Genomic DNA, 25683 nt, shown 5'->3' with positions numbered 1-25683 from the left:
AAAGATAGGATTAAAAAAATATATTGTGGTATCATATAAAAAGAAAGGGTTTACATTGTATCTTTAAACAAAGGAGAAAATACTATGTTATCAAATTTAACGGTAAAATCTTTAGAGTCTTCAGATATCATGATATCTGCTGATATTTTTTCTACCAAACTAGGTATGGAGAAACAATTAAAATCAGTCAATATTATGGATGTTTCAACAATTGCTGACTGGTTAAATGGAGGTGAGTTACTGATTATAGGAAAATTTATGACGAGTCATTTCACTAAAAATTTTATTGAGATATTGAAAAATAAAAATGTTAGCGCGATTTTATCAAAAAAGAAGTATCATAAGTATATTTCAGAGGATATTATTGATTTATTAAGATACTATGATATTCCATTGATTTTAATTGACAATGATTTTTCGTGGAGCGATGTCATTATTGCTTTTCAGAAAGCAGAGCTGGTACAAAATTCAAAGGCTCTTATTGAATCAGAAAAATTTATTAAGCAAATTATCCGCTATTTTTCACGTAATCATAGTCTGAATAATCTTTGTCAGATTGTCCATGAGACAACAGGTCTATCTTTAGCTATTGTTGGAAAAACATTGGAAGTAATTGATTCTAGTAATGATTGGTCTTGGAAAGAATATTTTGAAAAGTTTAGTACTAATAATATTGGACGTTTTCATGCTGTAGGTGTTGATTTGAATCATACTACTGTCTATGGTTATTGCTATAGAAGTTTATTTTTAAACAAATTGGGTTATCATCTTTTCTTTTTTCCTGTATATGAACATCAAAGATTAGCTTATTATATTGTCTTGAAAACTGACAATAAGACCGATGTGTTGGATTCCACTATTTTAGCTAAATTAGAAAATATCCAATCGATTTTTGAATTAAAGCAAGTTCTCGAAATAGAGTTTCAGAAAAATAATGTCTATTTAAAATCAGTCATATTGGATGAGTTATTAAAAATGACAGGTCCAGATGAGACGTTATTAGAACGATATAGTTTAGGTCTGGGAAAACATCTTGATAGTAATTTGCAAATTATTGTGGTTTCAGATTTGATTCCCGATTCAAATCCATTGGTTTTTGAACAAGTTTGTATGGATTTGATAACTGCTATAAAGAATTCTGATTTACAGTTGAACGATCTTCACTTCTTTTCTCGGGAACAACAACTCGTCATAGTGGGAGGAACTTATTCGAGAGCGTTTCATCAGTTGGATGTATTGCAAAAAATTGTTCAACAATCACTTAAACACAATAACTGTTATATTGGGATTAGCACAAGTAAACCTTATTGGAAATTAAAAATGAGTTTGGATGAAGCGAGACAAGCTATTCGTTTTGCAAAGTCAAATCAGTGTTCCAGTCATCTTCAGCGGTATCAAGATATTGGCGTTTTAAAATTAGTAACAAATGATATGGGAGCCATCAATCACTTGTTCATTGAAGAATTATTTGAACAATTTTTGCAACCTTTAATCACATACGATAGACAGATGAAGACCGAGTTATATGAGACGGTATCTACTTTTTTCGACAATCATTTTTCTTATACAATTACGAGTCAGAGACTATTTATTCATGTGAATACATTGCGGGCACGTTTGGGGAAAGTTGAACAGTTGTTACAAATTAGTTTGAAAAATACCGATCATTTAATGAATCTTCATTTGGCTCTACGTTTGTATCAAAATAATTTTTAAATAAAACCCCCAGCTAGAAATAAATTTCCAGCTGGGGTTATTTTTAATCTTCTGTTTTTAGGGTCTCTCCGAGAGAAATGAGATAGTTTTTTAAATCTTCTCTTACTTGTGGGTGCTTGAGAGCATAGTCAATAGAGGTTTTCATGAAGCCGAACTTGTCTCCGACATCATAGCGGTTGCCTTTAAATTCACGGGCAAATACGCGTTGAGTTTTGTTTAGGGTATCAATGGCATCTGTGAGCTGGACTTCGTTTCCTGCTCCGGGGGCTTGATTTTCTAAAATTGCAAAAATCTCTGGTGTGAGGAGATAGCGGCCGATGATGGCAAGGTCGCTCGGAGCATCTTCGGGAGCTGGTTTTTCAACGAAGGTATTGACACTGTATAGACCGTTAATCCCTTCTCCTTGAGGAGCGATAACACCATAGCTTGAAACATCTTCGTGAGGTACTTTCATGACGGCAATGGTAGAAGCATGGGTTTCTTCGTAGTCATTCATGAGCTGTTTGGTGAGGGGGATAGCCGTCTCATCAGTAATGTCCATAAGGTCATCTCCAAGCATTACCACGAAGGGTTCATTTCCAACAAAGGCTTTGGCTTGTAAGACAGCGTCTCCTAGACCGCGTGGATGACTTTGGCGGATGAAATGTAGACGAATGCCAGTTGTTTCATCCACTAAACGAAGAAGGTCGTGCTTTCCTTTTTCTTTCAAGTTGTACTCCAATTCGAAATTGGAATCGAAATGATCTTCGATGGAACGTTTGGATTTCCCCGTAACGACAAGGATATCCTCAATGCCGGATTTGAGGGCTTCTTCAACGATAAATTGAATGGTTGGTTTATCAACGATTGGAAGCATTTCTTTGGCGAGTGCTTTGGTTGCTGGAAGGAAACGTGTTCCAAGACCAGCTGCTGGAATGACAGCTTTTCTTACTTTTGTCATGTGTTTTCTCCTTTTTGTCTCCGTAGTCTAGGACCATTCATTTTCAGCTTTGAATTCATTGTTCATCATGTCACGGATAGCTTCTTTGATGGCTTGATTTTCATAAATGACCTGATAGATGGCTTGGGTGATGGGCATATAAACGTCTAATTCCTTAGCGAGCTCGTAGGCTGCTTTTGTGGTGGAAATTCCTTCGATGACCATTCCCATGTTGGCTTCGATATCTGATAATTTTTCCCCACGTCCAAGAGCATCCCCTGCCCGCCAGTTGCGGGAATGAACAGAGGTTCCCGTAACGATTAAGTCTCCTACACCGGATAAGCCGCTATAGGTCAGAGGATTGGCACCAAGTTTTACGCCTAAGCGAGTAATCTCGGCCAAGCCTCGCGTAATAATTGCGGCTTTGGCATTGTCTCCATAACCAAGGCCGTGTAAGACACCGGTTCCTACGGCGATGATATTTTTCAGAGCTCCGGCAGTCTCTACACCGATGATATCTGTATTGGTATAGAGGCGGAAGTAATGATTACTAAAGATTTCCTGAGCATATTTGGCGGAATGCAGGTCTTTTGAAGCTGCGGTAATTAGGGTGATATCACGGACAATGGCCTCTTCTGCATGACTGGGTCCAGATACGACAACAATTTCACTTCGAAGTTTTTCAGGGATTTCTTCTTCTAGGATTTCTGAAATTCGCTTATGCGTATCAGGTTCGAGCCCTTTAGAGGCATGCATGAGTGTTACTTTGTGATCAAGGACCTGTGCTACTTGTTTTGCGACAAGTCGTGTGACCTTGGTTGGGACAACAAAAAGAACAGCATCTACTTGATCCAAGGCTTCTTTTAAATCAAGGTAGGCCGTAATCTTTTCATCGAGAATAAGGTCCTTGAAATAGTGTTGATTGGTGTGATGTTGATTGATTTCCTGGATTTGCTCGGGGAGATTTCCCCAAATGCGAACCTCGTGGCCATTATCATTTAAAACTTGAGCCAGGGCGGTTCCCCAGGAACCTGGTCCAAGAATGGCAATTTTTTGTGTGTGCATGATTCTCTCCTTTTAGAGTTCTCCTTTCTATTTTACCATAAAAAGGAAAATTTGCATACGCTCTCACGATGAGACAAGTCAGATACAAGAAAGATTTTGGAGTGAAAATAAAACTTTCTACATTTCAAAGTTCAGGCATTTCAAAAAAGTTATGAAATAGTTTAAAAAAATTGCACTGTTCAAACATTAGGATAGGTGCAATTTTTCATGCGTTTGTTTTGAAAATGAGATAGTCCAAGTGCTCCTTTGTCTAGAATTGTGGTATAATAAAAGAATTATGCTTGGAAAATCCAATTCATAGTCTATAAAAATCACAGTCTGACGTCCTTAACTCATCCTACTGAACTTTAGTTTTACCTGAGGTTTTTAGGATACAAACTATGCTAGTTTTTCTATAGCGAGGCTGGGACAAAAGTCCCTACTCTCATTATTTTTGTAGATTTAACAGTTTAGCCCGAACAGAGAAATAAAGAAGTGAGGCAAATCGATTTCTTCGAAATCACTATTGAGTCTCACTCCCCTAGTCAGAGTTTGATTTTTACAGAGTATCAGATATTGCGATGGATAGCAGATAAACTCTTTGAAGGTTAAACATGAAGAGTAAGAATTTTAGAGGAGGAATTATGTATTTTAAAACCTTATGGCGTTATAAATGGTTTGTTTGTGCGTCTGTTTTGATGACTTCGGTGATGATTGCTAGTAGCTTGTTGCAACCCTTGTTTTTGCAAGATGTCCTGACAGCCTTGTTGGGCAACCAGCGTGATGAAATTGTACGCATTGGGAAATGGCTACTAGGGATAGCGGTTCTTGGTTTGGTTGCTGGGGGGATCAATGTCACTCTAGCTGCTTATATCGCGCAAGCGGTGTCGTCTGATTTACGAGAGCAAACATTTCGGAAAATCCAGACGTTTTCCTACGCCAATGTGGAACAATTCAATGCAGGAAATTTAGTCGTTCGAATGACCAATGATGTCAACCAAGTGCAAAATATGACCATGGTGCTCTTCCAAGTCCTGCTTCGGATGCCGATTTTGTTTATCGGTTCCTTTATTATGGCTGTGACTACTCTCCCGGCACTTTGGTGGGTGATTGTGGTCATGGTTGTCTTGATTTTTGGAGCAACAGGTGTCATGATGGGAATGATGGGACCGCGGTTCCGCATTTTCCAGACTTTATTGGAGAAAATGAACAGCATTGCCAAGGAGAATCTCCGTGGTGTACGCGTGGTTAAATCTTTTGTGCAGGAAAAAAGTCAGTTTGAAAAATTTAAGGCTGTCTCCGATGATTTGCTCGGCCAAAATCTGTTTGTCGGCTATGCTTTTTCAGTCGTGCAACCCTTGGTTATGATGATTGGGTATGCTACTATTTATCTGACCATCTGGCTAGTAGCTGGGATGGTCGAGATGGATCCAGGCGTGACGGGAGCGATTGCCTCTTTTATTACCTATCTTAATCAAATCATTTTTACCATTATCATGATTGGCTTTATGGCAAACGGAGTGACACGAGCCATGGTGTCCATGAAGCGGTTGAATGAGGTCTTGGATACGGAGCCGGCTATGACTTTTAAGGATATAGCCGATGAGGAGCTGGAGGGTACGATTGAGTTTGACCATGTTAGCTTCACTTATCCAAATGATGAAGAACCGATGCTAAAGGACATTAGTTTTTCTGTTGAGGCTGGGCAAATGGTAGGCGTAGTCGGTGCTACGGGTGCTGGAAAATCAACACTGGCTCAGCTGATTCCTCGCTTATTTGACCCGCAAGAAGGACAGATTCGAATTGGGGGCAAGGCCTTGCCAGAGCTAAGCGAGGGAACCTTGCGGAACACGATTTCCATCGTTCTTCAAAAAGCGATTTTATTCAGCGGAACGATTGCGGACAATTTGCGTCAAGGAAAGGCGACTGCTAGTCTTTCTGAATTAGAACGGGCGGCAAGGATTGCCCAAGCGAGTGAATTTATCAATCGCATGGATGACCGCTATGACAGCTCAGTCGAAGAGCGAGGAAATAATTTCTCAGGTGGTCAAAAGCAACGGATGTCGATTGCACGTGGTGTCGTTAGCAATCCGAAAATCTTGATTTTGGATGATAGTACCTCAGCTTTGGATGCCAAGTCAGAGAAATTAGTCCAAGAAGCCTTGAACAAAGACTTAAAAGGAACGACCACCATTATCATTGCCCAGAAAATAAGCTCTGTGGTCCATGCAGATAAAATCTTGGTGCTAGACCAAGGTCGCCTGATTGGAGAAGGCACGCATAAAGACTTGGTGGCTACGAATGCCGTTTATCGTGAAATCTATGAAACGCAAAAAGGAAAGGAGGAGTAAGATGAAAACAGCACGCTTTTTTTGGACCTATTTCAAGGCTTATAAAGGCTCCTTTGTGATGGTTCTTGCCTTGATTATCGTTGCAACTGCCTTGCAGGCTATTTTCCCTATTTATCTGGGAGAGGCTGTGACGGACTTGGTGCAGCTGGGAGTTGCCTACCAACAAGGGGCAGACACTAGTAGTCTTTGGACGACTTTTTCATCTGGCATGAGTAATCTTGCCCTGGTCTTTCTTTGCATTTCTATTTCGAGTTTGATTTACATGCTATTGATGAACCGTGTGATTTCCTACTCGACCAATGAGATGCGTAAAGACCTGTTTGGAAAGCTCGAGCGTTTGACGGTATCTTTCTTTGACCGCCATCAGGATGGAGACATTTTGTCGCGTTTTACCAGTGACTTGGATAATATCATGCAGGCCTTTAACGAGAGCTTGATTCAGGTAATGAGCAATATCGCTCTTTATATTGGGCTCTTAATCGTCATGTTTGCCCATCATGCGACCTTGGCCTTGGTGACTGTTGCTAGTACGCCAGTAGCCATGATGCTCTTGGTGTTGATTTTGAAAATGGCTCGGAAATATACCAACATTCAGCAGGCTGAGGTTGGGAAACTCAATGCTTTTATGGATGAGAGCATCTCTGGGCAAAAGGCAGTCATTGTGCAAGGTTTGCAAGAGGAGATGATTGCAGGCTTCATGGCACAAAATGAAAAGGTGAAACGGGCGACCTTTAAGGGGCGGATTTTCTCAGGTATTCTCTTTCCGATTATGAATGGGATGAGTTTGCTTAATACTGCTATTGTTATTTTCGCAGGCTCTGCGATTTTATTGCAGGATACGAGCACTTCCATTCCAGTAGCCATGGGCTTGATTGTGACCTTTGTGCAATATTCGCAGCAATATTACCAGCCTATCATGCAGGTATCTGCCAACTGGGGGAGCTTGCAATTAGCCTTTACAGGTGCGGACCGGATTCAAGAAATGTTTGAAGCAGAAGAAGAAATTCGCCCGCAAGAGGCACCTGTCTTTACTCAATTACGTGAGGGAGTAGAGATTGAGCATGTCGATTTTGCTTATACGGCTGGCAAGCCTATCTTGAGGGATGTGAGAATTTCAGCTCCGAAAGGTCAGATGGTGGCGGTCGTGGGGCCGACAGGCTCTGGGAAGACAACGATTATGAATCTGATTAACCGTTTCTACGATGTGAACAAGGGAAGCATTCGTTTTGATGGTCGAGATATTCGTGAATATGATTTGGATAGCTTGCGGAGCCGTGTGGGGATTGTCTTGCAAGATTCGGTTTTATTTCACGGGACGATTCGTGAAAATATCTGTTTTGGTCTGCCGACTGCTAGCCAAGAGATGGTCGAAGCTGCAGCGCGTGCAACCCATATCCATGACTTCATCATGAGCTTGCCAGAAGGCTATGAGACCATAGTCGATGATGAACAAAATAGCTTCTCAACTGGGCAAAAACAGCTGTTATCCATTGCACGGACGCTCTTGACAGACCCGCAAGTCCTGATTTTAGACGAGGCAACGTCCAATGTCGATACTGTGACAGAAAGCAAGATTCAGCAAGCAATGGAGGCGGTGGTCGCTGGTCGCACCAGCTTTGTAATTGCCCATCGTTTGAAAACCATTCTCAATGCCGACCAGATTATTGTCTTAAAAGATGGTCAGGTCATTGAGCGAGGCAACCACCATGAACTTCTTGCCCAAAATGGATTTTATGCGGAATTGTACCATAACCAATTTGTTTTTGAATAAAGAAAAAATGAGGCTGAGGCAAAAGTATCCAGCCTCATTTCTTTATAGATTTAACAGTTTGACGCAGTAGTTGTCGAATTTGTAAAACGTTGATCAATCAACATTCTACAACCCCGACAACCTTGCAGGGGTAGGAGTAAGCCACTCTTTTAAACTATTTTTTTCAAAAATAACACAGAAAACAAAGAGACAAACCAGTCACTCGACTAGTTTGTCTTCGGTCTGAACGAATTCAGAAATAAAGAAGTGAGGTAAATCGATTTCTTCGAAATACCGATTGAGTCTCACTCCCATTTTAGCATCTCAAGGATTAAAGGGAATTCCTGTTTGATTGAGTTTGACAGTCGTTTGGAAGAAATCCTCCCGCAAGGGAATCAGCCGTCCTCCAATGCCCAACTCTTCCAAGTGATTCAAGACGCTCATCACTTTTTGAGCAATTTCTAAGCCCTGTGGGTCATTTTGTCTTAAGAAATTATGACTTCGAAGGATAAATAAATCAAGATTGAGCCACATGTTCACGCCTGTTCGAGGGACGGTTTCAAAGAGTTCCAAGCATTGTTGAATCAAGTCTTCGGCCTCTTGGTAGTAAGCTTGTTGGGAATAGTAGGTCACGGTTTCTTTTAACACCGATAGGCAGGATTCGCCCAACTGATGGTGATTGATATGGGGATTGGTCTTGAGTAATTTTAGAATTTCTCGAACCTTGAAGGAAATAAACTCGTAGGAAAAATAAGGCAATAGTTGGGCATAGACATTGACTTCGATATTGCCCCACAATTCGATATCGGTCAGTCGTTGCTTGATGTACTCTACTTCTTGCCAATCTTTCGGAGTGAGAAAAGAGTTGCCAGTGCGGTTGGCTAAGCCGAGCTTGGTAACGACACGATGGCTCACGACGTAGTAGTCAGAGATAGGCTCTCCATCCTCTTCAAGCGGGCGATTGATGACCTCGATAGCTTTGGTGTATTGCCGTTTGGCGACAAGGTCATAGATTTCAGCCTGCCGTCTGCTGAGTGCATCGGAATTAAACTGTAAGCTGGTCACGAGGTAGGTACTCCAATCAATCCCGATATTTTGAAGCAGGTGTTCAAAATGTTCGAGACTGACCATCGATTTTCCTTTTTCAAAGCGGCCTAAATGTTGAGGGGATATGGTCTCTCCAGCCGCTTCTTTGAGAGAGAATCCCCTCGCTTCTCTGAGGTATCTAAAGGTTTGTCCATATTTTTCAGATAGGGCCATCAGCTGTCTCCTAAATGTTCGTTTTTTACTAGTATAGCATATTTCTAAAAGGAATGAAATAGATGAACATAAATGTTCAAATCCACCTGAAATTTTAGAGGGGGGCACGATGTTGAACATTTATATCCAATTTTTTCCTTTGCAAGTAAATGTGGTGTATAATAAAGAAAACAATAAAGGAGTTCTATCATGAAAGTAAAAACGACCTACGCTTTGCGTAAAACAAAAGTAGTCTTTGGTTCCGTTGCGATTGCAACGCTTGCCATGCTTGCCCTCGGTGGTCCAATCGCTCACGCCGAAGGTGAGGGAGGAGCAACACCAGCGACAGAAATAGTGAACCCACGTAAGGACATACCGGCAACTGCTACCCCTTTTGCTAATGGAAGTTATATCCGTATTGGGCTTCAGAGTGACTATTTGAAAAATCAGGGTGTCGAGTTTGCTGTAACATTTTACACTGATAAAGGAACTATTTGGGATACAGGTTTCCAATACTTCACTAACAGTGCCCCTCATAAGGATTTTTGGATTGACAAATTCCCTGATGGAACTTATAAATATGAAGGGCGATATACATCATTAGATAAGACTGAGTACTTTGCTACAACAACCTTCACTGTAAAAAATGGGAAAGTAGTTAATCAAACTCAACCAACAGAAACGTCAACCCCAACAACAGAAACCAAACCAACAGAAGCGCCAACCCCAACAACAGAAACCAAACCAACAGAAACGCCAACTACAACAACGGAAACCAAACCAACAGAAACACCAACCACAACAACGGAAACCAAACCAACAGAAACACCAACCACAACAACAGAAACAAAACCGTCAGAAACGTCATCCACAACAACTGATACAACACTATCAGAAACGTTACTATCCTCTTCATTAGATAATGCTTCGGATAAAGAGGATAAAGCAGAAAATGACGTCCTAGTTCAGCTTCTTGGAGGAGACATTTCCAAGATTGTTGGTACATGGAAAAATAGCCAAGGTCATACGATTACGATTGACAAACAGGGCAATGTAGTGGAAAGCCATGGTGGAACAACGATGATTGAAGGTCCAAGAGCCTATAAAGACAAATTGCCAGGTGTCTACTTCAATTTGAAAACTCCAAATAAGATAGGAGCTGGCGTTCTTGTATTTGCCCCAGCGAATGTTGCCTATAAAAATGGTTTGGGAGCAGACCCTTCAATTCAAACGAAAGAACGTTTGGTGCGAGGAGGAGATGGTCCGGCTAAGCTTGTCGAAAGCGATTTCTTCTATCGTGCGTCAGACAAACAGCCTGCTCCAACAGACAAACCGACAGGTCAATCAAATACTGGAAAAACGAAAGTAAAACCTGATGGACAAGCAGGGGGACCTGGAGTTGGTGCTCCTGGTTCTGACCAAGGAAAAATCACATCGAAATTTATAGCAGGAAATAACGTATCTTCATCATCTAAGAAGGGTGCTACAACATCAGCTAAAACATCAGCTAAAACACCAACTAAGACACCAGCTAAACCTGCCAAAGGAGCACTTCCAAAAACAGGGGAAAGCAAGATTGCGTTCTTCTCTGTCGCTGGTCTCATTCTTGCAAGTATTGCAGGATTTGTAGGCTTGAAACGGAAAGAAAAATAAATTGAAAAAAAGAGGATATTTTCAGATTTCTTTAAGGAAAGATGGTTATACTAGACTCATCAAATGAAAACCTCCTAATTTTATTTGATAACATCCTAAATTTTTCATAATAATCTCCGAACAAAAGCTGGGCACATGTCTGGCTTTTGTTTTTTGTAATAGCGTCATGGAAATGTTATGAAAATATAGATTTCTACTTTCAGGTTTCTTTAAGAGAGAAAGTTTATACTAGATCTATCAAATGAAAGCCTCCTAATTTTATTTGATACATCCTAACTTTTTTCATCATAAATCTCCTAATTGAGGGTTGGAAATTTCCAGCCCTTTATTTTGCTTTGGAGAAGTGAGTGGTGATGTGATTCTCACTCCTTTTTTGCCGAATATATAGTATAATAGGAATGAGAATAGATAGGAGATAGACATGAAACAACGTGGTTTTGAATTGGTATCGCAATTTACAGATGAAAACTTACTGCCCAAGCGGGAAACAGCCCATGCGGCAGGTTATGACTTGAAAGTGGCGGAGCGTGTGGAGATTGCCCCTGGTGAGATTAAGCTGGTGCCGACAGGTGTGAAAGCCTATATGCAGGCTGGGGAAGTTCTGTATCTCTATGACCGTTCGTCCAATCCTCGCAAGAAAGGCTTGGTCTTGATTAACTCGGTCGGTGTGATTGACGGGGATTACTATGGAAATCCGGGCAATGAAGGTCACATTTTTGCTCAAATGCAAAATATCACGGATAGGACTGTGGTGCTTGAAGTTGGTGAGCGGATTGTCCAAGCGGTATTTGCACCTTTTTTGCTGGCAGATGGGGATGAAGCAACTGGCACACGTACAGGTGGCTTTGGCTCAACGGGGAATTAAGCATGGCCAAGAAAAAGACAACCTTTATTTGCCAAAATTGTGAGTATCATTCCCCTAAATATCTGGGTCGCTGTCCCAACTGTGGATCTTGGTCTTCCTTTGTCGAGGAAGTCGAGGTCGCAGAGGTCAAGCATGCGCGTGTGTCCTTGACAGGTGAGAAGACGCGTCCGATGAAGTTGGCGGAGGTGACCTCTAGTCATGTGAGCCGTACCAAGACAGATATGGAGGAGTTCAATCGTGTCTTGGGGGGAGGAGTTGTGCCAGGGAGCCTCGTTCTGATAGGGGGGGACCCAGGGATTGGGAAATCAACTCTCCTTTTGCAAGTATCAACCCAGCTATCGCAAAAAGGGACGGTTCTGTATGTTAGTGGTGAGGAATCGGCAGAGCAGATTAAATTGCGAGCAGAGCGTTTGGGAGATATTGACAGTGAATTTTATCTCTATGCTGAGACCAATATGCAGAGTATTCGGACAGAGATTGAGAAGATTCAGCCTGATTTTCTGATTATTGACTCTATCCAGACCATTATGAGCCCAGAGATTTCAAGTGTTCAAGGGTCGGTCAGTCAGGTCAGAGAAGTGACGGCGGAGCTGATGCAGATTGCAAAGACCAACAATATTGCGACCTTTGTTGTGGGGCATGTGACCAAGGAAGGCACGCTTGCAGGTCCTCGGATGCTAGAGCACATGGTGGATACCGTGCTCTATTTTGAGGGGGAGCGTCAGCATACCTTCCGTATCTTGCGGGCTGTCAAAAATCGTTTTGGCTCTACCAATGAAATCGGCATTTTTGAAATGCAGTCAGCAGGCTTAGTTGAGGTGCTCAATCCCAGTCAAGTCTTTTTGGAAGAACGCTTGGATGGAGCGACTGGCAGCAGTATTGTCGTGACCATGGAAGGGACGCGTCCTATTTTAGCAGAAGTCCAAGCCTTGGTGACACCGACCATGTTTGGCAATGCCAAGCGTACGACGACAGGGCTTGATTTTAATCGGGCTAGTCTCATCATGGCGGTTTTGGAAAAACGGGCTGGTTTATTGCTCCAAAACCAAGACGCCTATCTCAAGTCTGCTGGGGGTGTCAAGTTAGATGAGCCGGCAATTGATTTGGCGGTTGCGGTTGCGATTGCTTCTAGCTACAAGGATAAGCCAACCAATCCCCAGGAATGTTTTATCGGTGAAATCGGCTTGACTGGTGAAATTCGCCGTGTCAACCGCATTGAACAACGAATCAATGAAGCGGCTAAGCTGGGCTTTACTAGGCTTTATGCTCCAAAAAATTCCCTTATAGGCTTACAAATCCCTCAAGAAATCGAAGTCATTGGCGTGACAACCATTGGCGAAGTGCTCAAGAAAGTATTCGGTTAGACTGGGAAGACAGACAAGTCCGCTGCTTATATATGAAAATCAAGCAAGAAAGATATATTTTTTCTATGTCAGGTAATAAGGTCAAATTTAAAAGGGCAGAGCTTAATAAAGCAGTAAAACTCACTTGATTTCCCCTAAGCTAGCTCAGATAGCAAGTATTCAATCGCGTACAGCGAACAAACAATAAAGGAGTCAGAATATGGCAGATAATCGCATGAAATTTCAACTAGACAGCACGATGCAGTTTCCCTTGGTGGAAATTGAACTGGAACGAGGAGAATCAGCCTATATCCAGCGTGGAAGCATGGTTTACCATACCCCTAGTGTCCAATTAAGCACCAAGCTCAATGCTAAGGGGTCTGGACTTGGAAAACTTGTCAAAGCTGTTGGTCGGTCGATGGTATCGGGCGAAAGTACCTTTATCACACAGGCTATTTCTGACGCAGATGACGGCCGTTTGGCTCTTGCTCCCAATCTTCCAGGACAGGTCATGCCCCTCTACCTTGGTGAAAAGCAATATTGCCTGAATGACGGTGCCTTTTTAGCCTTAGATGGATCAGCCTTTTACACCATGAAACGCCAGTCGGTAGGACGTGCCCTCTTTGGCGGACAAGGCGGATTTTTCGTCATGACTACTGAAGGTGAAGGAACGCTCTTGGTGAATGCCTTTGGCTCCATTAAAAAAATAGAGCTTCACGATCAAGAAATGACCATTGACAATGCCCATGTCGTAGCGTGGAGCAGTGATTTGGACTATCATGTTCACCTAGAAAAAGGCTTTTGGCAATCCGTGGGGACAGGTGAAGGTGTGGTGAATACCTTTACAGGAACAGGTGATATTTATGTACAAAGTTTGAATATCGAAACCTTCGCCCATGTCTTGAGTGACTTATTGCCAAAGAACGGATAGAAAAAGGTCATGTAACTTGACGGCAGTCGAAATGTTCTCTGTTAAACAGCCGAAAAAATTCGGAATAACCGAGCCTTTTTTTGAAATGGGTTTTCGTGCCTGACAAATATCGTTTAAAATGATAGTCTAGTATGAAAAGAGACTTAGGTGATTTTCACGAAAGGAGTTTTCATGTCTTATTTTCAACAGTTTATGAAAGCCAATCAGGCTTATGTGGATTTGCATGGGACCTATCATTTGCCCTTGAAGCCAAAGACCAGGGTAGCGATTGTGACTTGTATGGACTCACGTTTGCACGTAGCACAAGCCTTGGGATTGGCACTTGGAGATGCCCATATTTTGCGGAATGCTGGGGGTCGTGTGACCGATGATATGATTCGCTCGCTGGTCATTTCCCAGCAACAATTAGGCACTCGGGAAATTGTGGTGCTACATCATACGGATTGCGGTGCTCAGACCTTCACCAATGAGGCTTTTCAAGCGGATTTGCAGGAAATTTTAGGCGTGGATGTATCTCATCAGGACTTTTTGCCCTTTACTGATGTGGAAGAGAGTGTCCGTGAGGATATGAATTTGTTGCGGCAATCTCCTTTGATTCCAGAGGATATTATCATCTCTGGTGCGGTCTATGATGTGGATACAGGTCGCATGACAGAAGTGAAAGCTGAAAAATTACAGGCCTAGCTATTGACAAAGCTCAAAGAATCAGATAGAATAGTTAGGTATGTTTAGTAACTGATCAAAACTAGCCGGCTAAACGAATACAAAATCTATGAGGAGGTATTCATCGTGAAACGTACTTTTCAACCAAGTAAAATCCGTCGCGCACGTAAACACGGATTCCGTAACCGTATGTCAACTAAAAACGGCCGTCGCGTGTTAGCAGCTCGTCGTCGTAAAGGACGCAAAGTGCTTGCAGTGGCATAATAAAATGATAAAAAGCCAGCAGAAACTCGAGTCTGTTGGTTTTTTTGTCGTAAAAACGGTATAATAGAACAAATGAGTTTGCGGGTTTCATACTCGTCAACATTCAAAATCTGACGTTGCTAACTTGCTTTGCTTCAACAGTCCAGCGGACTGTTGAAGGTTGGAAATGGGAGTGGGTCTCAATCGTGATTTCGAAGAAATCGATTTACCTCACTTCTTTATGTCTGGATTAGTTTAGCCCCACCCCCCGCAAGGTTGGAAATAGAGCTAGCGAAATATTCGCTAGCCTCTTCTACTAGAATGTTGATTTATCAACGTTTTAAAAACCAGATAATCCTCGCTTTCGAATTTCTAAGCTCAGGTATCAATCGTCACTCCCCTGACTATTGATATGCGTCAAACTGTTAAAGCTATAAAAGAAGCAAGATTTGACACTTTTGTCTCAGCCTCCTAGTCAGATTGTGATTTTGATAGAGTATCACTAGTTCATCGAAATCATCATTTTGTTAGTATTTGCTATCAGTTATATCTTAGAGAAACCGCGAAAGAAGTGAGCCTAAAACGATATTTTTTCGACCGAGGATTAACAATGACGGTTGCAGATTGTGCTCGCATGATCTCAGAAAATAGCAAAAAGAAGAAAGAATATGATTGGGTAACTACCAAAATTATAGGAGAAAAAGATGATTCAGATTTTTGACACCCATACCCACTTAAATGTGGAAGAGTTTGAAGGGCGTATTGAGGAAGAATTGGCCTTAGCCAAAGAAATGGGTGTGACACGAATGAATGTAGTGGGGTTTGATCGGCCGACGATTGAACGTGCCCTAGACTTGGCAGAGCGCTATGAGCAGGTCTATGCAACCATTGGTTGGCATCCGACAGAAGCTGCCAGTTACACGGATGAAGTGGAGCAGTTTTTGCGAGAGCGTCTTACTCATGAAAAAGTCATTGCCCTGGGTGAGATTGGCTTGGATTACCATTGGATGACAGCGTCTAAAGAGGTGCAGGAGCAGGTGTTCCGCCGGCAGATTGTCTTAGCCAAAGAAGTAGACCTTCCCTTTGTTGTCCATACTCGGGATGCTTTGGAGGATACTTATGCCATCATCAAGAGTGAGGGGGTAGGTCCTCGTGGTGGGATTATGCATTCTTACTCTGGTTCTTTGGAAATGGCAGAGCGGTTTATCGAGCTTGGGATGACAATTTCTTTTTCAGGAGTTGTTACCTTTAAGAAGGCCCTAGACATCCAAGAAGCTGCCCTTCATTTACCACTTGATAAGATTTTAGTGGAAACAGACGCACCGTATCTAGCTCCTGTTCCCAAGCGTGGGAAGGAAAATCGTACAGCCTATACCCGCTATGTGGTGGAGAAAATTGCAGAGCTCCGTAGCTTGTCTGTGGAAGAAGTCGCAAGTAGGACTTATGCTAATGCACAAGAGCTGTTTGGGTTAAAAGACTGATATGAAGCGGAAAATAGCAGAAATTATCGTAGTCGAAGGTCGAGATGATACGGCTAATCTCAAACGGTTTTACGAAGTAGAAACCTATGAAACAAGAGGGTCGGCCATTTCGCAGGAGGATCTTGAGCGGATCAAGCGCTTGAATGATCTACATGGGGTGATTGTTTTTACAGATCCGGACTTTAATGGGGAGCGGATTCGAAAGATCATCATGGCAGCTGTTCCAAGTGCCAAGCATGCTTTTTTAAATCGAGATGAGGCAGCTCCCAGTTCTAAAACCAAGGGAAGATCGCTCGGGATTGAACATGCTGCTTTTGAGGATTTGGATCGGGCACTCTCACAGGTGCTGGGTGTAGCGGAGGAAAAATCTCGTTTTGACATCACACGGAGTGACTTGATTCGTTTCGGCTTTCTTGCAGGCTTAGATAGTCGCAAGCGCAGGGAATACCTTGGGCAACAGCTCCGTATTGGCTATACCAATGGCAAGCAACTTTTGAAACGCCTTGAGATGTTTGGCATTTCTTTGGCGGAAGTAGAAAAGGTTATGGAGGGGTATGAGTAAGAAAGTGGTAACTTTTATTTTACAGGAATAGAAAAAGATAAAAGAAATAACAGGACACTGAATCCGGGCTACGGCCAGTACCAAAAAGATAGTTTTTTTGTAGATGCCAGCATCTCCGTACAAAAACTCCTACTATTGCCTCGCTCTTTATGGGCTTACTATCTAAAGAAAGGAATTGAATACGAGCTAAAAGTGTCGAGAAAGTAGTAGCTTTTCAATTTTTAGTTTGTATGTACTTTTAGAAACAGAAAGGAACTGAACCCGGGCTACGGCCTGTGCCCAAAAGATAGTTTTTTTGTAGATGCCAGCATCTTCGTACAAAAACTCCTATTTTGGCTTTGTCCGTTTTACGCCCTTGGTATCTTATATGAGAATTGCAGATTATAGTGTGACGCGCGCGATTTTGGAGCGTCATGGTTTTACGTTTAAGAAGTCTTTTGGTCAGAATTTTTTGACGGACACAAATATTTTACAGAAGATTGTAGATACGGCTGAGATTGATGAGTCGGTCAATGTGATTGAGATTGGACCAGGGATTGGAGCCTTGACGGAATTTTTGGCAGAGCGGGCAGCGGAGGTCATGGCTTTTGAAATTGATGACCGACTGGTGCCGATTTTGGCGGATACGCTGCGTGATTTTGACAATGTGACGGTGGTCAATCAGGATATTTTAAAGACTGATTTGGCAGAGCATGTCAAGCAGTTTAAAAATCCTGATTTACCGATTAAGGTAGTGGCCAATCTTCCTTACTACATCACGACTCCGATTTTGATGCATTTGATTGAAAGTGGAATTCCATTTAGCGAATTTGTCGTGATGATGCAACGTGAGGTAGCGGATCGAATTTCTGCTGAGGCCAATACCAAGGCTTATGGCAGCTTGTCTATTGCGGTGCAGTATTATATGACCGCTAAAGTAGCCTTTATTGTGCCGCGTACAGTCTTTGTACCAGCACCGAATGTGGATAGTGCGATTTTGAAAATGACCAGACGTCCAGAGCCTGCGGTCGCAGTGACGGACGAAAAATTCTTTTTCAAGGTGGCAAAGGCTAGCTTTACTCACCGCCGCAAGACCTTGTGGAACAACTTGACCAGTTATTTTGGAAAGGCAGATGGGGTTAAAGAAAAGTTGGAAGCAGCGATTGCGTCAGCAGGTTTACAGCCATCAGTACGCGGTGAGGCTCTTACTTTGGCAGATTTTGCTCGCCTGAGTGATGCGTTGAAAGAAGAAGGACTAGGCTAGAAACGAAAGTAGGATAAAAATCACTTTTGTGTAGGCGAGAGAGCTGTGAGCCTTGATTTCTAGGCGAATGAGAGTTCATAGCACTCCTTTTCTTAGCAGTCTAATTGGAAAATAGGGAGGTAGGAACTGTTGTTTCCCACCTCTTTTTGTAATGGGATGCTTATCAAAAATCAAAATCTGGTGTCGTTAACTCATACTCAATGAAAATCAAAGGTAGCGATTTTGGCATTTTCTCAGATGTTTCCTACCTCTTTTTTATCACTGTCCTTTTCATTTGCTAAAAAAGCATCCTATTTGACTTATTTAACCCACTTCATTTCATAGCAAAAATATTTTTATGTATGCACAGCTATTTTTGAAATTAAATGAGTGTTACCTTGCCGACCTCTAGTTCTACTTGCAGTTTTTAGGACATAGGCTACGCCAGTTTTATCGTTCACCTTCCGCAATGCTCAATTGAGGAACCTAGTCAGAGTTTGCTTTTTATAGAGAATTAGATAGTTTATGATGTCTGTTAAAGCAGATGCGAACTGCATTAGGTTTTCCTCTGTGGTCGATTAGGATTGAAATGCGATTTTCGCTTGCGGTTCGTAGTTCTTGATTTTTACAGATGATAAACAAATTTTCTCTCCATTTTCCTTGAAAATTTGATATAATAAACAGTAGTAACGCAATAAAGGAGACGATTTGCAAGGAAAAATTATGAAGGCTCTGGCTGGTTTTTACTATGTTGAGAGCGATGGTCAGCTGTATCAGACACGTGCGCGTGGGAATTTTCGCAAGAAAGGGCAGACTCCCTATGTGGGAGATGTAGTGGATTTTTCAGCGGAGGAGCAGTCAGAAGGGTATATTTTGAAGATTTATGAGCGTAAAAATAGCCTAGTGCGACCTCCGATTGTTAATATCGACCAGGCAGTTGTTATCATGTCTGCTAAAGAGCCTGATTTCAATGCCAATCTGTTGGATCGATTTTTGGTTCTTTTGGAGCATAAAAACATTCATCCCATTGTTTATATCAGTAAGACGGATTTGTTGGCCCATCCAGATGAGTTAACTGAGACGCTTGCGGTGTATCGAGCGGTTGGCTACGATGTGGCAAAGAGCGTTGCAGACCTCTTGCCCCTGTTGACGGGCAAAATTACAGTGTTCATGGGACAAACAGGAGTTGGAAAATCAACCTTGCTCAATCAGATTGCGCCAGAATTGGCTTTAGAAACGGGGGAAATCTCTGAAAGTTTAGGTCGAGGACGGCATACAACTCGGGCTGTTAGTCTGTATGACCTCAATGGTGGTAAGATTGCGGACACCCCTGGATTTTCTTCCCTTGATTACGAAGTGGATACGGCTGAGGAGTTAAATACTTGCTTCCCAGAAATCAAAAAAATCAGTCAATCTTGTAAATTCAGAACGTGTACCCATACACATGAGCCAGCTTGTGCTGTCAAGCCATCTGTTGAAGAGGGAGCCATTGCAGCTTTTCGTTTTGAAAATTACTTGCAAATGTTAAGTGAGATTGAGAATCGTCGCGAAACCTTTAAGAAAACGGCAAAGAAATTCCCTAAATAGAGATAGAAATTGTAGAAGCATAGAGGAAGATAGGTTAGAAATTTCTAAAAACATAGGAAAATCAACCAGAAATAGAAGGAGAATGAGATGAGATTATCGAAGATTGCCCCGTCGATTTTGAGTGCAGATTATGCGAATTTTGAATCTGAGCTGAAAACGATTGAAGCAAGTGGTGCAGAATATGTGCATATTGATATTATGGATGGTCATTTTGTGCCGAATATCAGCTTTGGAGCTGGTGTGGTAGGAGCCATGCGTCCGCACAGTAAGTTGGTGTTTGATTGCCATTTGATGGTGTCTAATCCTGAACAGCATATTGAGGAATTTGCACGGGCGGGTGCAGATATTATCAGCATTCATGTGGAAGCGACACCGCACATTCACGGAGCTCTTCAAAAAATTCGCCAAGCAGGGGTGAAACCTTGCGTGGTCTTGAATCCTGGAACACCGATTGCAGCAATTGAGCATGTCCTTCATTTGGTCGATCAAGTCTTGGTTATGACGGTTAATCCAGGCTTTGGCGGGCAAGCTTTTCTTTCAGAGACCATGGTGAAGATTCGTCAATTGGTTACTTTGCGAGAAGAAAAGGGCTTGGATTTTGATATTGAGGTCGATGGAGGGATTGATAACCATACAATCACGGCTGCCAAAGAAGCGGGTGCTAATGTATTTGTGGCAGGTAGCTACGTCTTTAAAGGGGATGTCGCACAGCAAGTTGTGACCTTACGAGAGGCTCTCCATGACTAGGGTAGCTGTCTTTGCTGGGGGGCGAATGGCGGATTATCAGACAGACTTTGATTATTTTGTCGGGGTTGATCGTGGGGCTTTCTTTTTACTTGAGAAAGGTCTGCCACTTTACATGGCGGTGGGCGATTTTGATTCGGTGACAGCTGAGGAACGGGAACGGATTGCCCAAGCTTCAGAAATCTTTGCGCAGGCTCAGCCTGAAAAAGACGATACGGATTTGGAATTGGCGTTAAACATGCTCTTTCAAAAAATGCCTGAGGCACAAGTCCATATTTTTGGAGCTTTTGGAGGTCGTTTAGACCATACCTTGTCCAATGTCTTTCTGCCTAGTGACCCTCGTCTTGCTCCCTATATGCGTCAGTTTTGCTTGGTCGATGAGCAAAATCTGCTCTGCTATTTTCCAGAAGGAAAGCATCAGGTAGAGCCTAAGGAGGGCATGACCTATGTAGGCTTTATGTCGGAAACATCAACCCCCTTGACCATTTCAGGAGCCAAGTACCCCTTGAATGAGCAGAATTTCTTTGAGAAAAAAATCTATGGGTCAAACGAATTTATCGGGCAACCGATAGAAGTGACCTGTCCTAAAGGATATTTGGTCGTCATTTATAGCAAGGATAGGAGCTAGTATGGAATGGATTATGGTGAGTTTGGGCTTGCTCAATCTCGTCTTGCTCATCTTGCTGTGGCAGGAGAGGGACAAGGCACGGAATTTAGTAAAAGAGAGCTTGGAAGAACAGGCCGATCACTTATCTGATCAGCTGGATTATCGTTTTCGTGAGGAACGTCAGGCCAGTCAATTGCAGGCTCAGCAGTTGGAGTTAGCGTTGAGTGACCGTTTGACGGAATTTCGTTTGGAAATGGCAGAGCACCTCAGTAAGAATCGGGATAAGACAGATGAGCGGATGCAGCAGATTCAAGCTTCGAATGAATTTCGCTTGGAGCAAATGCGCCAAACTGTGGAGGAAAAACTCGATAAGACTTTACAAACCCGCTTGCAGTCATCTTTTGAAACGGTGTCCAAACAGTTAGAGGCTGTCAATCGTGGTCTGGGTGAAATGCAGCATATTGCGCGAGATGTGGGGACCTTAAACAAGGTCTTATCCAATACCAAGACGCGTGGGATTATGGGCGAGTTGCAGCTGGCTCAGATTATCGAAGATATTTTGACGCCTAGTCAGTATGAGGTAGAGTTTGCGACTGTACCACATTCGAGTGAGCACGTGGAGTATGCGGTCAAATTGCCAGGTCAAGCTGGAGAATCCGTTTACCTACCGATTGACTCCAAGTTTCCCTTGGCGGATTATTACCGCCTAGAGGACGCTTATGAAGCGGGCAATAAAGAGGAGATTGAACGCTATCGCAAGGCTTTGCTGGCGAGTATCAAGCGGTTTGCCAAGGATATTAAGAACAAGTATATCGCACCGCCCCACACGACTAATTTTGGAATTCTTTTTTTACCGACCGAGGGGCTTTATGCGGAAGTCGTTCGTCAACCAGCTTTCTTTGACAGTTTGCGGCGGGAGGAGCAGATTGTGGTGGCTGGGCCGACCACTTTATCCGCCCTTTTAAACTCGCTCTCTGTGGGCTTTAAAACTCTGAATATCCAAAAAAGTGCGGATGACATCAGCAAGGTCTTGGGCAATGTCAAGTTGGAATTTAGCAAGTTTGGTGGCATTTTAACCAAGGCACAGAAGCATTTGCAGCATGCGTCTGGTAATATCGATGAATTGTTGACACGGCGGACGACTGCAATTGAGCGAACGTTGCAACATATTGAGATTTCTGGGGACAATGCTGGGCTAGACTTGTTGCAATTCCAAGAGGAAGAGGATGTAGATGAAGATTAATCAAATGAAAAAAGATGAGCATTTTCAAGGATTTTATCTGATAAAATCTGCTGAAGTGCGTCAAACCCGTGCAGGGAAAAATTATCTGGCCTTTATTTTCCAAGATGATACAGGGACGATTGAAGGCAAGCTCTGGGATGCCCAACCTCATAACGTAGAGGAATTTACAGCAGGGAAGGTTGTCCATATGCAAGGACGCAGAGAAGTGTATAACAACACCCCCCAAGTCAACCAAATTACCCTGCGTTTGCCAAAGATAGGGGAACCTCACGATCCGTCTGATTTTAAGGAAAAGCCACCGGTCAATGTCAAAGAGCTGCGTGAGTATGTTTCTCAGATGATTTTTAAAATTGAAAATCCAGTTTGGCAGCGCGTGGTTCGTGCCTTGTATGCCAAGTATGATCGGGAATTTTATACCTATCCAGCGGCAAAAACTAATCACCATGCCTTTGAGGCAGGACTTGCCTATCATACAGCGACCATGATTCGCTTGGCAGATAGCATTGGCACGATTTACCCGCAGTTAAACAAAAGTCTGCTCTATGCGGGAATTATGCTCCATGATTTGGCCAAGGTGATTGAGCTGACAGGACCAGACCAGACTGAGTACACTGTTCGTGGAAATCTCATTGGCCATATTGCCTTGATTGATGAGGAAATCACGAAAATCTTGGCAGAATTAAAGATTGATGACACCAAGGAAGAAGTGATTGTCTTGCGACATGTCATTCTGAGCCATCATGGGCTATTGGAGTACGGCAGCCCTGTTCGTCCCAAGATTATGGAGGCGGAGATTCTTCACATGATTGATAATTTAGATGCGGAGATGATGATGATGACAACAGCTCTGAACCTCGTTGCACCAGGAGAGATGACCAACCGGCTCTTTGCTTTAGATAATCGTATGTTTTATAAGCCAAAATTGGACGAGGAGTAGTGTCTATTAAAAAAGGAAAGCTCTCTAAGAAATGATAGTAATGACGAAAGGTCAATCATCTTAGAATGGAATGCTCTCCTACCCCTACAAGAAGGGCTGAAATTTGATGAAAAGCGAAAAACGGATGTTAGATACAAAATAATGTTCGTTTTTTGTGCTTTTATGGTATAATGGAGAAAATAGGAACGAAGTGGTGACAGAATGAAATTAAGAAGAAGTGAGCGGATGGTTGTCATTTCAAATTATCTGATGAATCATCCTTATGAATTGACCAGTTTAAATACCTTTGCAGAAAAGTATGAGTCTGCAAAGTCCTCTATTTCAGAGGATATGGTGATTATCAAACGAGCCTTTGAAGAGATGGAAATTGGTCATGTGGAAACCATTACAGGGGCAGGTGGGGGAGTGATTTTCACCCCGTCTATTTCTGACACAGAAGGACGTAGCATAGTCGAAGAATTGTGTGCCAAGCTATCCGAAAGTGACCGTATTTTGCCAGGAGGCTATATCTATCTTTCTGATCTCTTGAGTACGCCGGCTATCCTAAAAAATATCGGTCGAATTATTGCAAAAGCCTTCCGCAATCAGAAGATTGATGCTGTGATGACAGTGGCGACCAAAGGAGTTCCTTTGGCAAATGCTGTGGCAAATGTGTTGAATGTTCCTTTTGTCATTGTCCGCCGAGACTTGAAAATCACAGAAGGTTCGACCGTCAGTGTCAATTACGTTTCTGGCTCAAGTGGTGATCGGATTGAAAAGATGTTTTTATCCAAGCGAAGCCTAAAAGCGGGTAGCCGTGTCTTGATTGTGGATGATTTCCTTAAAGGCGGAGGAACTATCAATGGGATGGTCAGTCTCTTGTCAGAATTTGATTCTGAATTGGCAGGTGTTGCAGTTTTTGCAGATAATGCCCAAGCTGCACGGGATACATTTGAGTATAAATCGCTGCTAAGGGTGACCAATATCGATGTGAAAAACAGTAAAATTGATGTCGAAGTTGGAAATATTTTTGATAAAGAATGAGGAAAATACGTGAAGAGTTTATTCGACAAGTTTGATCAAAGTCCGCTTTGGTCGCGGTTGACAGTGATTTTTGTCCTTGTTGCTGTGCTGATTTCAGGTTTATTCGTTGTGAGAAAGCAGCAAGCAGAGGCACAGAAAAAATTATCAGAAAGCAGACCGAAAATAGTTCAAACTTCTTTGGGGGAACGAGAAAAAGAGCGACGAGAGCAGCAAAAATTAGAAAAAGATTTAGAATTAGAGCTGAAAAAGCTTGAAGCTACTCCTAAAAAAGGACAAATTGCTCCTTTGAAAGAAAAAATCGCCAAACTAAAAGATAAAGCGATGAGAGAAAGACTTGAGAAACGCCTGAAGGCCGTGGAGACAAAGCTTGAAGAAGATGAAAAAACCAAAGGCAATTCATCCTCATCAGAAACAACCGAATCAACAGTCGAAACGAATGCTACTCAGCCTAGCCAGAATGCTCAAGAAGAGGCTGTGGTCGTTCAGCCCACTCAACCGCTTCAACCAGTGCAGCCTTTTCAACCAGTACAACCAGCCGCTCCAAGTGTAGCAGCTGAAGAGCCAGCGACTGAAACCACTATCACTGAACCAGCTCCAGAAAGTGGAGGTTTTGCTTCTTCAGAAACGACAGAATAAGGAAGGTTAGCAGGATGGCTTGTACAGAACTCCACTGATACTAGGAATGTTGGATCGATGGAGGATTAAAAAGTTATTTGATATAGGAAAAAAGCTGAGCGGGATTATTTTTACCCGACCAAGCAGCTGGTAGATGCGATTAGTAAGGATAGACCTTTCTGGGAACCATTGACCTATGATGCTTACTTGAAGAGTGTTGGTGAGGATGGTGCGATGTTCGTCGGCGATCCTGATACGGTGGCTAATAAAATCATTCGAGTGGTAGAGGAGTTAAGACTGGATAGTTTTATGCTCCATCTTCCAGTAGGGTCTATGCCGCATGAGGATACCTTGAAAGCCATTCGACTGTATGGCGAGCAAGTCGCACCGAAGGTTCGTTCCTATTTTGCAGGCAAGAAATAATGCTAAATCCCCAAACTAACTTCCATTGACTTTTCAAGTGGCATTTAGTCTGATAAAAATGATAAAACCAGTGGAAATCCAGGTCAGGGTAAGTTCCACTGGTTTTTTATAACGGTTGATTTCATGACTTTTTTAGTCGAATCTAGTTGAAAAAATGAGCGCACAAAATCTTCTCATCTGAAAACGTTTCAAATTAAGTTTCGCTATGGTGGAAGTTAGTGTGAGATGTTTGAGTGGATTTTATTGGGTTTGTTTTTAGCATGTATACCAAAGTGCTTTAGGAGACTGGCAGACGCCTTCTGCGGGAATTAAGGAAATACCGAGAAGCTTAGCCAGTTCTTCGTCATAGGTAAACGTAAAAAGTTCATAAGCTCATCTTTGATAGATGCTTATGTGTCATCCTTTTTTAAACAAGGGAGTTGTTGCTGGATAAATTTGTAATTATGATTTTTTATACAATTTATTCATAAATAACGAATATTAAAAACAATAAATATTTGCTTGTTTGAGGCTCTGATTTCA

Annotated in this window: 22 protein-coding genes and 1 pseudogene; 20 read left to right on the top strand and 3 right to left on the bottom strand. The window is 42.4% G+C overall.

From position 1 onward, the window contains the following. Window positions 1-84: 84 nt before the first annotated feature. Window positions 85-1716 carry a helix-turn-helix domain-containing protein gene (locus BFM96_RS11190; RefSeq protein ID WP_068989752.1) on the top strand — a complete coding sequence of 544 codons (1632 nt, stop codon included), beginning with the start codon at window positions 85-87 and terminating at the stop codon, window positions 1714-1716. A gap of 43 nt (window positions 1717-1759) precedes the next feature. On the opposite strand, the gene galU is transcribed toward BFM96_RS11190, so the two are convergent. Together galU and BFM96_RS02120 are read right to left on the bottom strand one after the other, a co-directional pair. Continuing rightward, entirely contained in the window at window positions 1760-2656 is an 897-nt protein-coding gene (gene galU / locus BFM96_RS02125) for a UTP--glucose-1-phosphate uridylyltransferase GalU (protein ID WP_068989749.1), read from the bottom strand. Window positions 2657-2683: 27 nt separating this feature from the next. Next, a complete protein-coding gene (locus BFM96_RS02120; RefSeq protein ID WP_068989746.1) occupies window positions 2684-3700 on the bottom strand; it encodes an NAD(P)H-dependent glycerol-3-phosphate dehydrogenase in 1017 nt (338 codons plus the stop codon). Between the two features lie 623 nt (window positions 3701-4323). Between BFM96_RS02120 and BFM96_RS02115 the strand changes: the two genes are divergently transcribed. Both BFM96_RS02115 and BFM96_RS02110 read left to right on the top strand, forming a co-directional pair. Continuing rightward, window positions 4324-6030, top strand: a complete 1707-nt coding sequence (locus BFM96_RS02115) for an ABC transporter ATP-binding protein (protein WP_068989744.1) — start codon at window positions 4324-4326, stop codon at window positions 6028-6030. Window position 6031: 1 nt separating this feature from the next. Next, window positions 6032-7801: an ABC transporter ATP-binding protein gene (locus BFM96_RS02110; protein ID WP_068989741.1), complete on the top strand. Its 1770-nt coding sequence runs from the start codon at window positions 6032-6034 to the stop codon at window positions 7799-7801. 303 nt (window positions 7802-8104) lie between these two features. Here BFM96_RS02110 and BFM96_RS02105 read toward each other — a convergent pair whose 3' ends face one another. Beyond that, complete coding sequence (locus BFM96_RS02105) at window positions 8105-9040, bottom strand: helix-turn-helix domain-containing protein (protein ID WP_068989738.1); 936 nt, start codon at window positions 9038-9040, stop codon at window positions 8105-8107. 189 nt (window positions 9041-9229) lie between these two features. Here BFM96_RS02105 and BFM96_RS02100 point away from each other — a divergent pair, with 189 nt between their 5' ends. The 17 genes and pseudogenes from BFM96_RS02100 to BFM96_RS02020 all read left to right on the top strand — a co-directional run. Further along, the gene (locus BFM96_RS02100) at window positions 9230-10672 is read left to right on the top strand and encodes an LPXTG cell wall anchor domain-containing protein (protein ID WP_068989735.1); all 1443 of its coding nucleotides are present in this window, start codon (window positions 9230-9232) and stop codon (window positions 10670-10672) included. A gap of 421 nt (window positions 10673-11093) precedes the next feature. Beyond that, window positions 11094-11537: a dUTP diphosphatase gene (locus tag BFM96_RS02095; RefSeq protein ID WP_068989732.1), complete on the top strand. Its 444-nt coding sequence runs from the start codon at window positions 11094-11096 to the stop codon at window positions 11535-11537. A 2-nt stretch (window positions 11538-11539) separates the two neighbouring features. Further along, window positions 11540-12901 carry a DNA repair protein RadA gene (gene radA / locus BFM96_RS02090; RefSeq protein WP_068989729.1) on the top strand — a complete coding sequence of 454 codons (1362 nt, stop codon included), beginning with the start codon at window positions 11540-11542 and terminating at the stop codon, window positions 12899-12901. A gap of 214 nt (window positions 12902-13115) precedes the next feature. Further along, window positions 13116-13811 carry a TIGR00266 family protein gene (locus BFM96_RS02085; protein ID WP_068994122.1) on the top strand — a complete coding sequence of 232 codons (696 nt, stop codon included), beginning with the start codon at window positions 13116-13118 and terminating at the stop codon, window positions 13809-13811. Window positions 13812-13982: 171 nt separating this feature from the next. Further along, a complete protein-coding gene (locus tag BFM96_RS02080) occupies window positions 13983-14495 on the top strand; it encodes a beta-class carbonic anhydrase (RefSeq protein WP_068989726.1) in 513 nt (170 codons plus the stop codon). A 105-nt stretch (window positions 14496-14600) separates the two neighbouring features. Continuing rightward, window positions 14601-14738, top strand: coding sequence for a 50S ribosomal protein L34 (rpmH, locus tag BFM96_RS02075; protein ID WP_018368178.1), 138 nt, complete (start codon window positions 14601-14603; stop codon window positions 14736-14738). Between the two features lie 686 nt (window positions 14739-15424). Continuing rightward, entirely contained in the window at window positions 15425-16198 is a 774-nt protein-coding gene (locus BFM96_RS02070) for a TatD family hydrolase (RefSeq protein ID WP_068994119.1), read from the top strand. A gap of 1 nt (window position 16199) precedes the next feature. Next, entirely contained in the window at window positions 16200-16760 is a 561-nt protein-coding gene (rnmV, locus tag BFM96_RS02065) for a ribonuclease M5 (RefSeq protein WP_068989724.1), read from the top strand. Window positions 16761-17127: 367 nt separating this feature from the next. After that, on the top strand, window positions 17128-18003 hold the full coding sequence (gene rsmA / locus BFM96_RS02060) for a 16S rRNA (adenine(1518)-N(6)/adenine(1519)-N(6))-dimethyltransferase RsmA (RefSeq protein ID WP_068994116.1): 876 nt from the start codon (window positions 17128-17130) through the stop codon (window positions 18001-18003). A 687-nt stretch (window positions 18004-18690) separates the two neighbouring features. Beyond that, the gene (rsgA, locus tag BFM96_RS02055; protein ID WP_068989722.1) at window positions 18691-19569 is read left to right on the top strand and encodes a ribosome small subunit-dependent GTPase A; all 879 of its coding nucleotides are present in this window, start codon (window positions 18691-18693) and stop codon (window positions 19567-19569) included. Between the two features lie 87 nt (window positions 19570-19656). Continuing rightward, window positions 19657-20316 carry a ribulose-phosphate 3-epimerase gene (gene rpe, locus BFM96_RS02050; RefSeq protein WP_068989718.1) on the top strand — a complete coding sequence of 220 codons (660 nt, stop codon included), beginning with the start codon at window positions 19657-19659 and terminating at the stop codon, window positions 20314-20316. Continuing rightward, on the top strand, window positions 20309-20941 hold the full coding sequence (locus BFM96_RS02045; RefSeq protein WP_068989716.1) for a thiamine diphosphokinase: 633 nt from the start codon (window positions 20309-20311) through the stop codon (window positions 20939-20941). The genes rpe and BFM96_RS02045 overlap by 8 nt, the downstream gene beginning before the upstream one ends. Before the next feature lies 1 nt (window position 20942). Next, window positions 20943-22163: a DNA recombination protein RmuC gene (locus BFM96_RS02040; RefSeq protein ID WP_068989714.1), complete on the top strand. Its 1221-nt coding sequence runs from the start codon at window positions 20943-20945 to the stop codon at window positions 22161-22163. Further along, complete coding sequence (locus BFM96_RS02035; RefSeq protein WP_068989713.1) at window positions 22153-23100, top strand: 3'-5' exoribonuclease YhaM family protein; 948 nt, start codon at window positions 22153-22155, stop codon at window positions 23098-23100. Before BFM96_RS02040 ends, BFM96_RS02035 begins: the two co-directional genes overlap by 11 nt. 201 nt (window positions 23101-23301) lie before the next feature. Beyond that, a complete protein-coding gene (gene purR / locus BFM96_RS02030) occupies window positions 23302-24123 on the top strand; it encodes a pur operon repressor (RefSeq protein WP_068989712.1) in 822 nt (273 codons plus the stop codon). 9 nt (window positions 24124-24132) lie between these two features. Beyond that, a complete protein-coding gene (locus BFM96_RS02025; RefSeq protein WP_068989711.1) occupies window positions 24133-24759 on the top strand; it encodes a hypothetical protein in 627 nt (208 codons plus the stop codon). 87 nt (window positions 24760-24846) lie between these two features. Beyond that, window positions 24847-25161, top strand: a pseudogene (locus BFM96_RS02020) (LLM class flavin-dependent oxidoreductase); the annotation flags it as partial. Between the last annotated feature and the right edge of the window lie 522 nt (window positions 25162-25683).

It is taken from the genome of Streptococcus himalayensis (assembly GCF_001708305.1).
GTDB classification, from domain to species: domain Bacteria; phylum Bacillota; class Bacilli; order Lactobacillales; family Streptococcaceae; genus Streptococcus; species Streptococcus himalayensis.
Note: the sequence above shows the minus strand (reverse complement) of the source record. Positions and strands in the feature narration are given on the sequence as shown.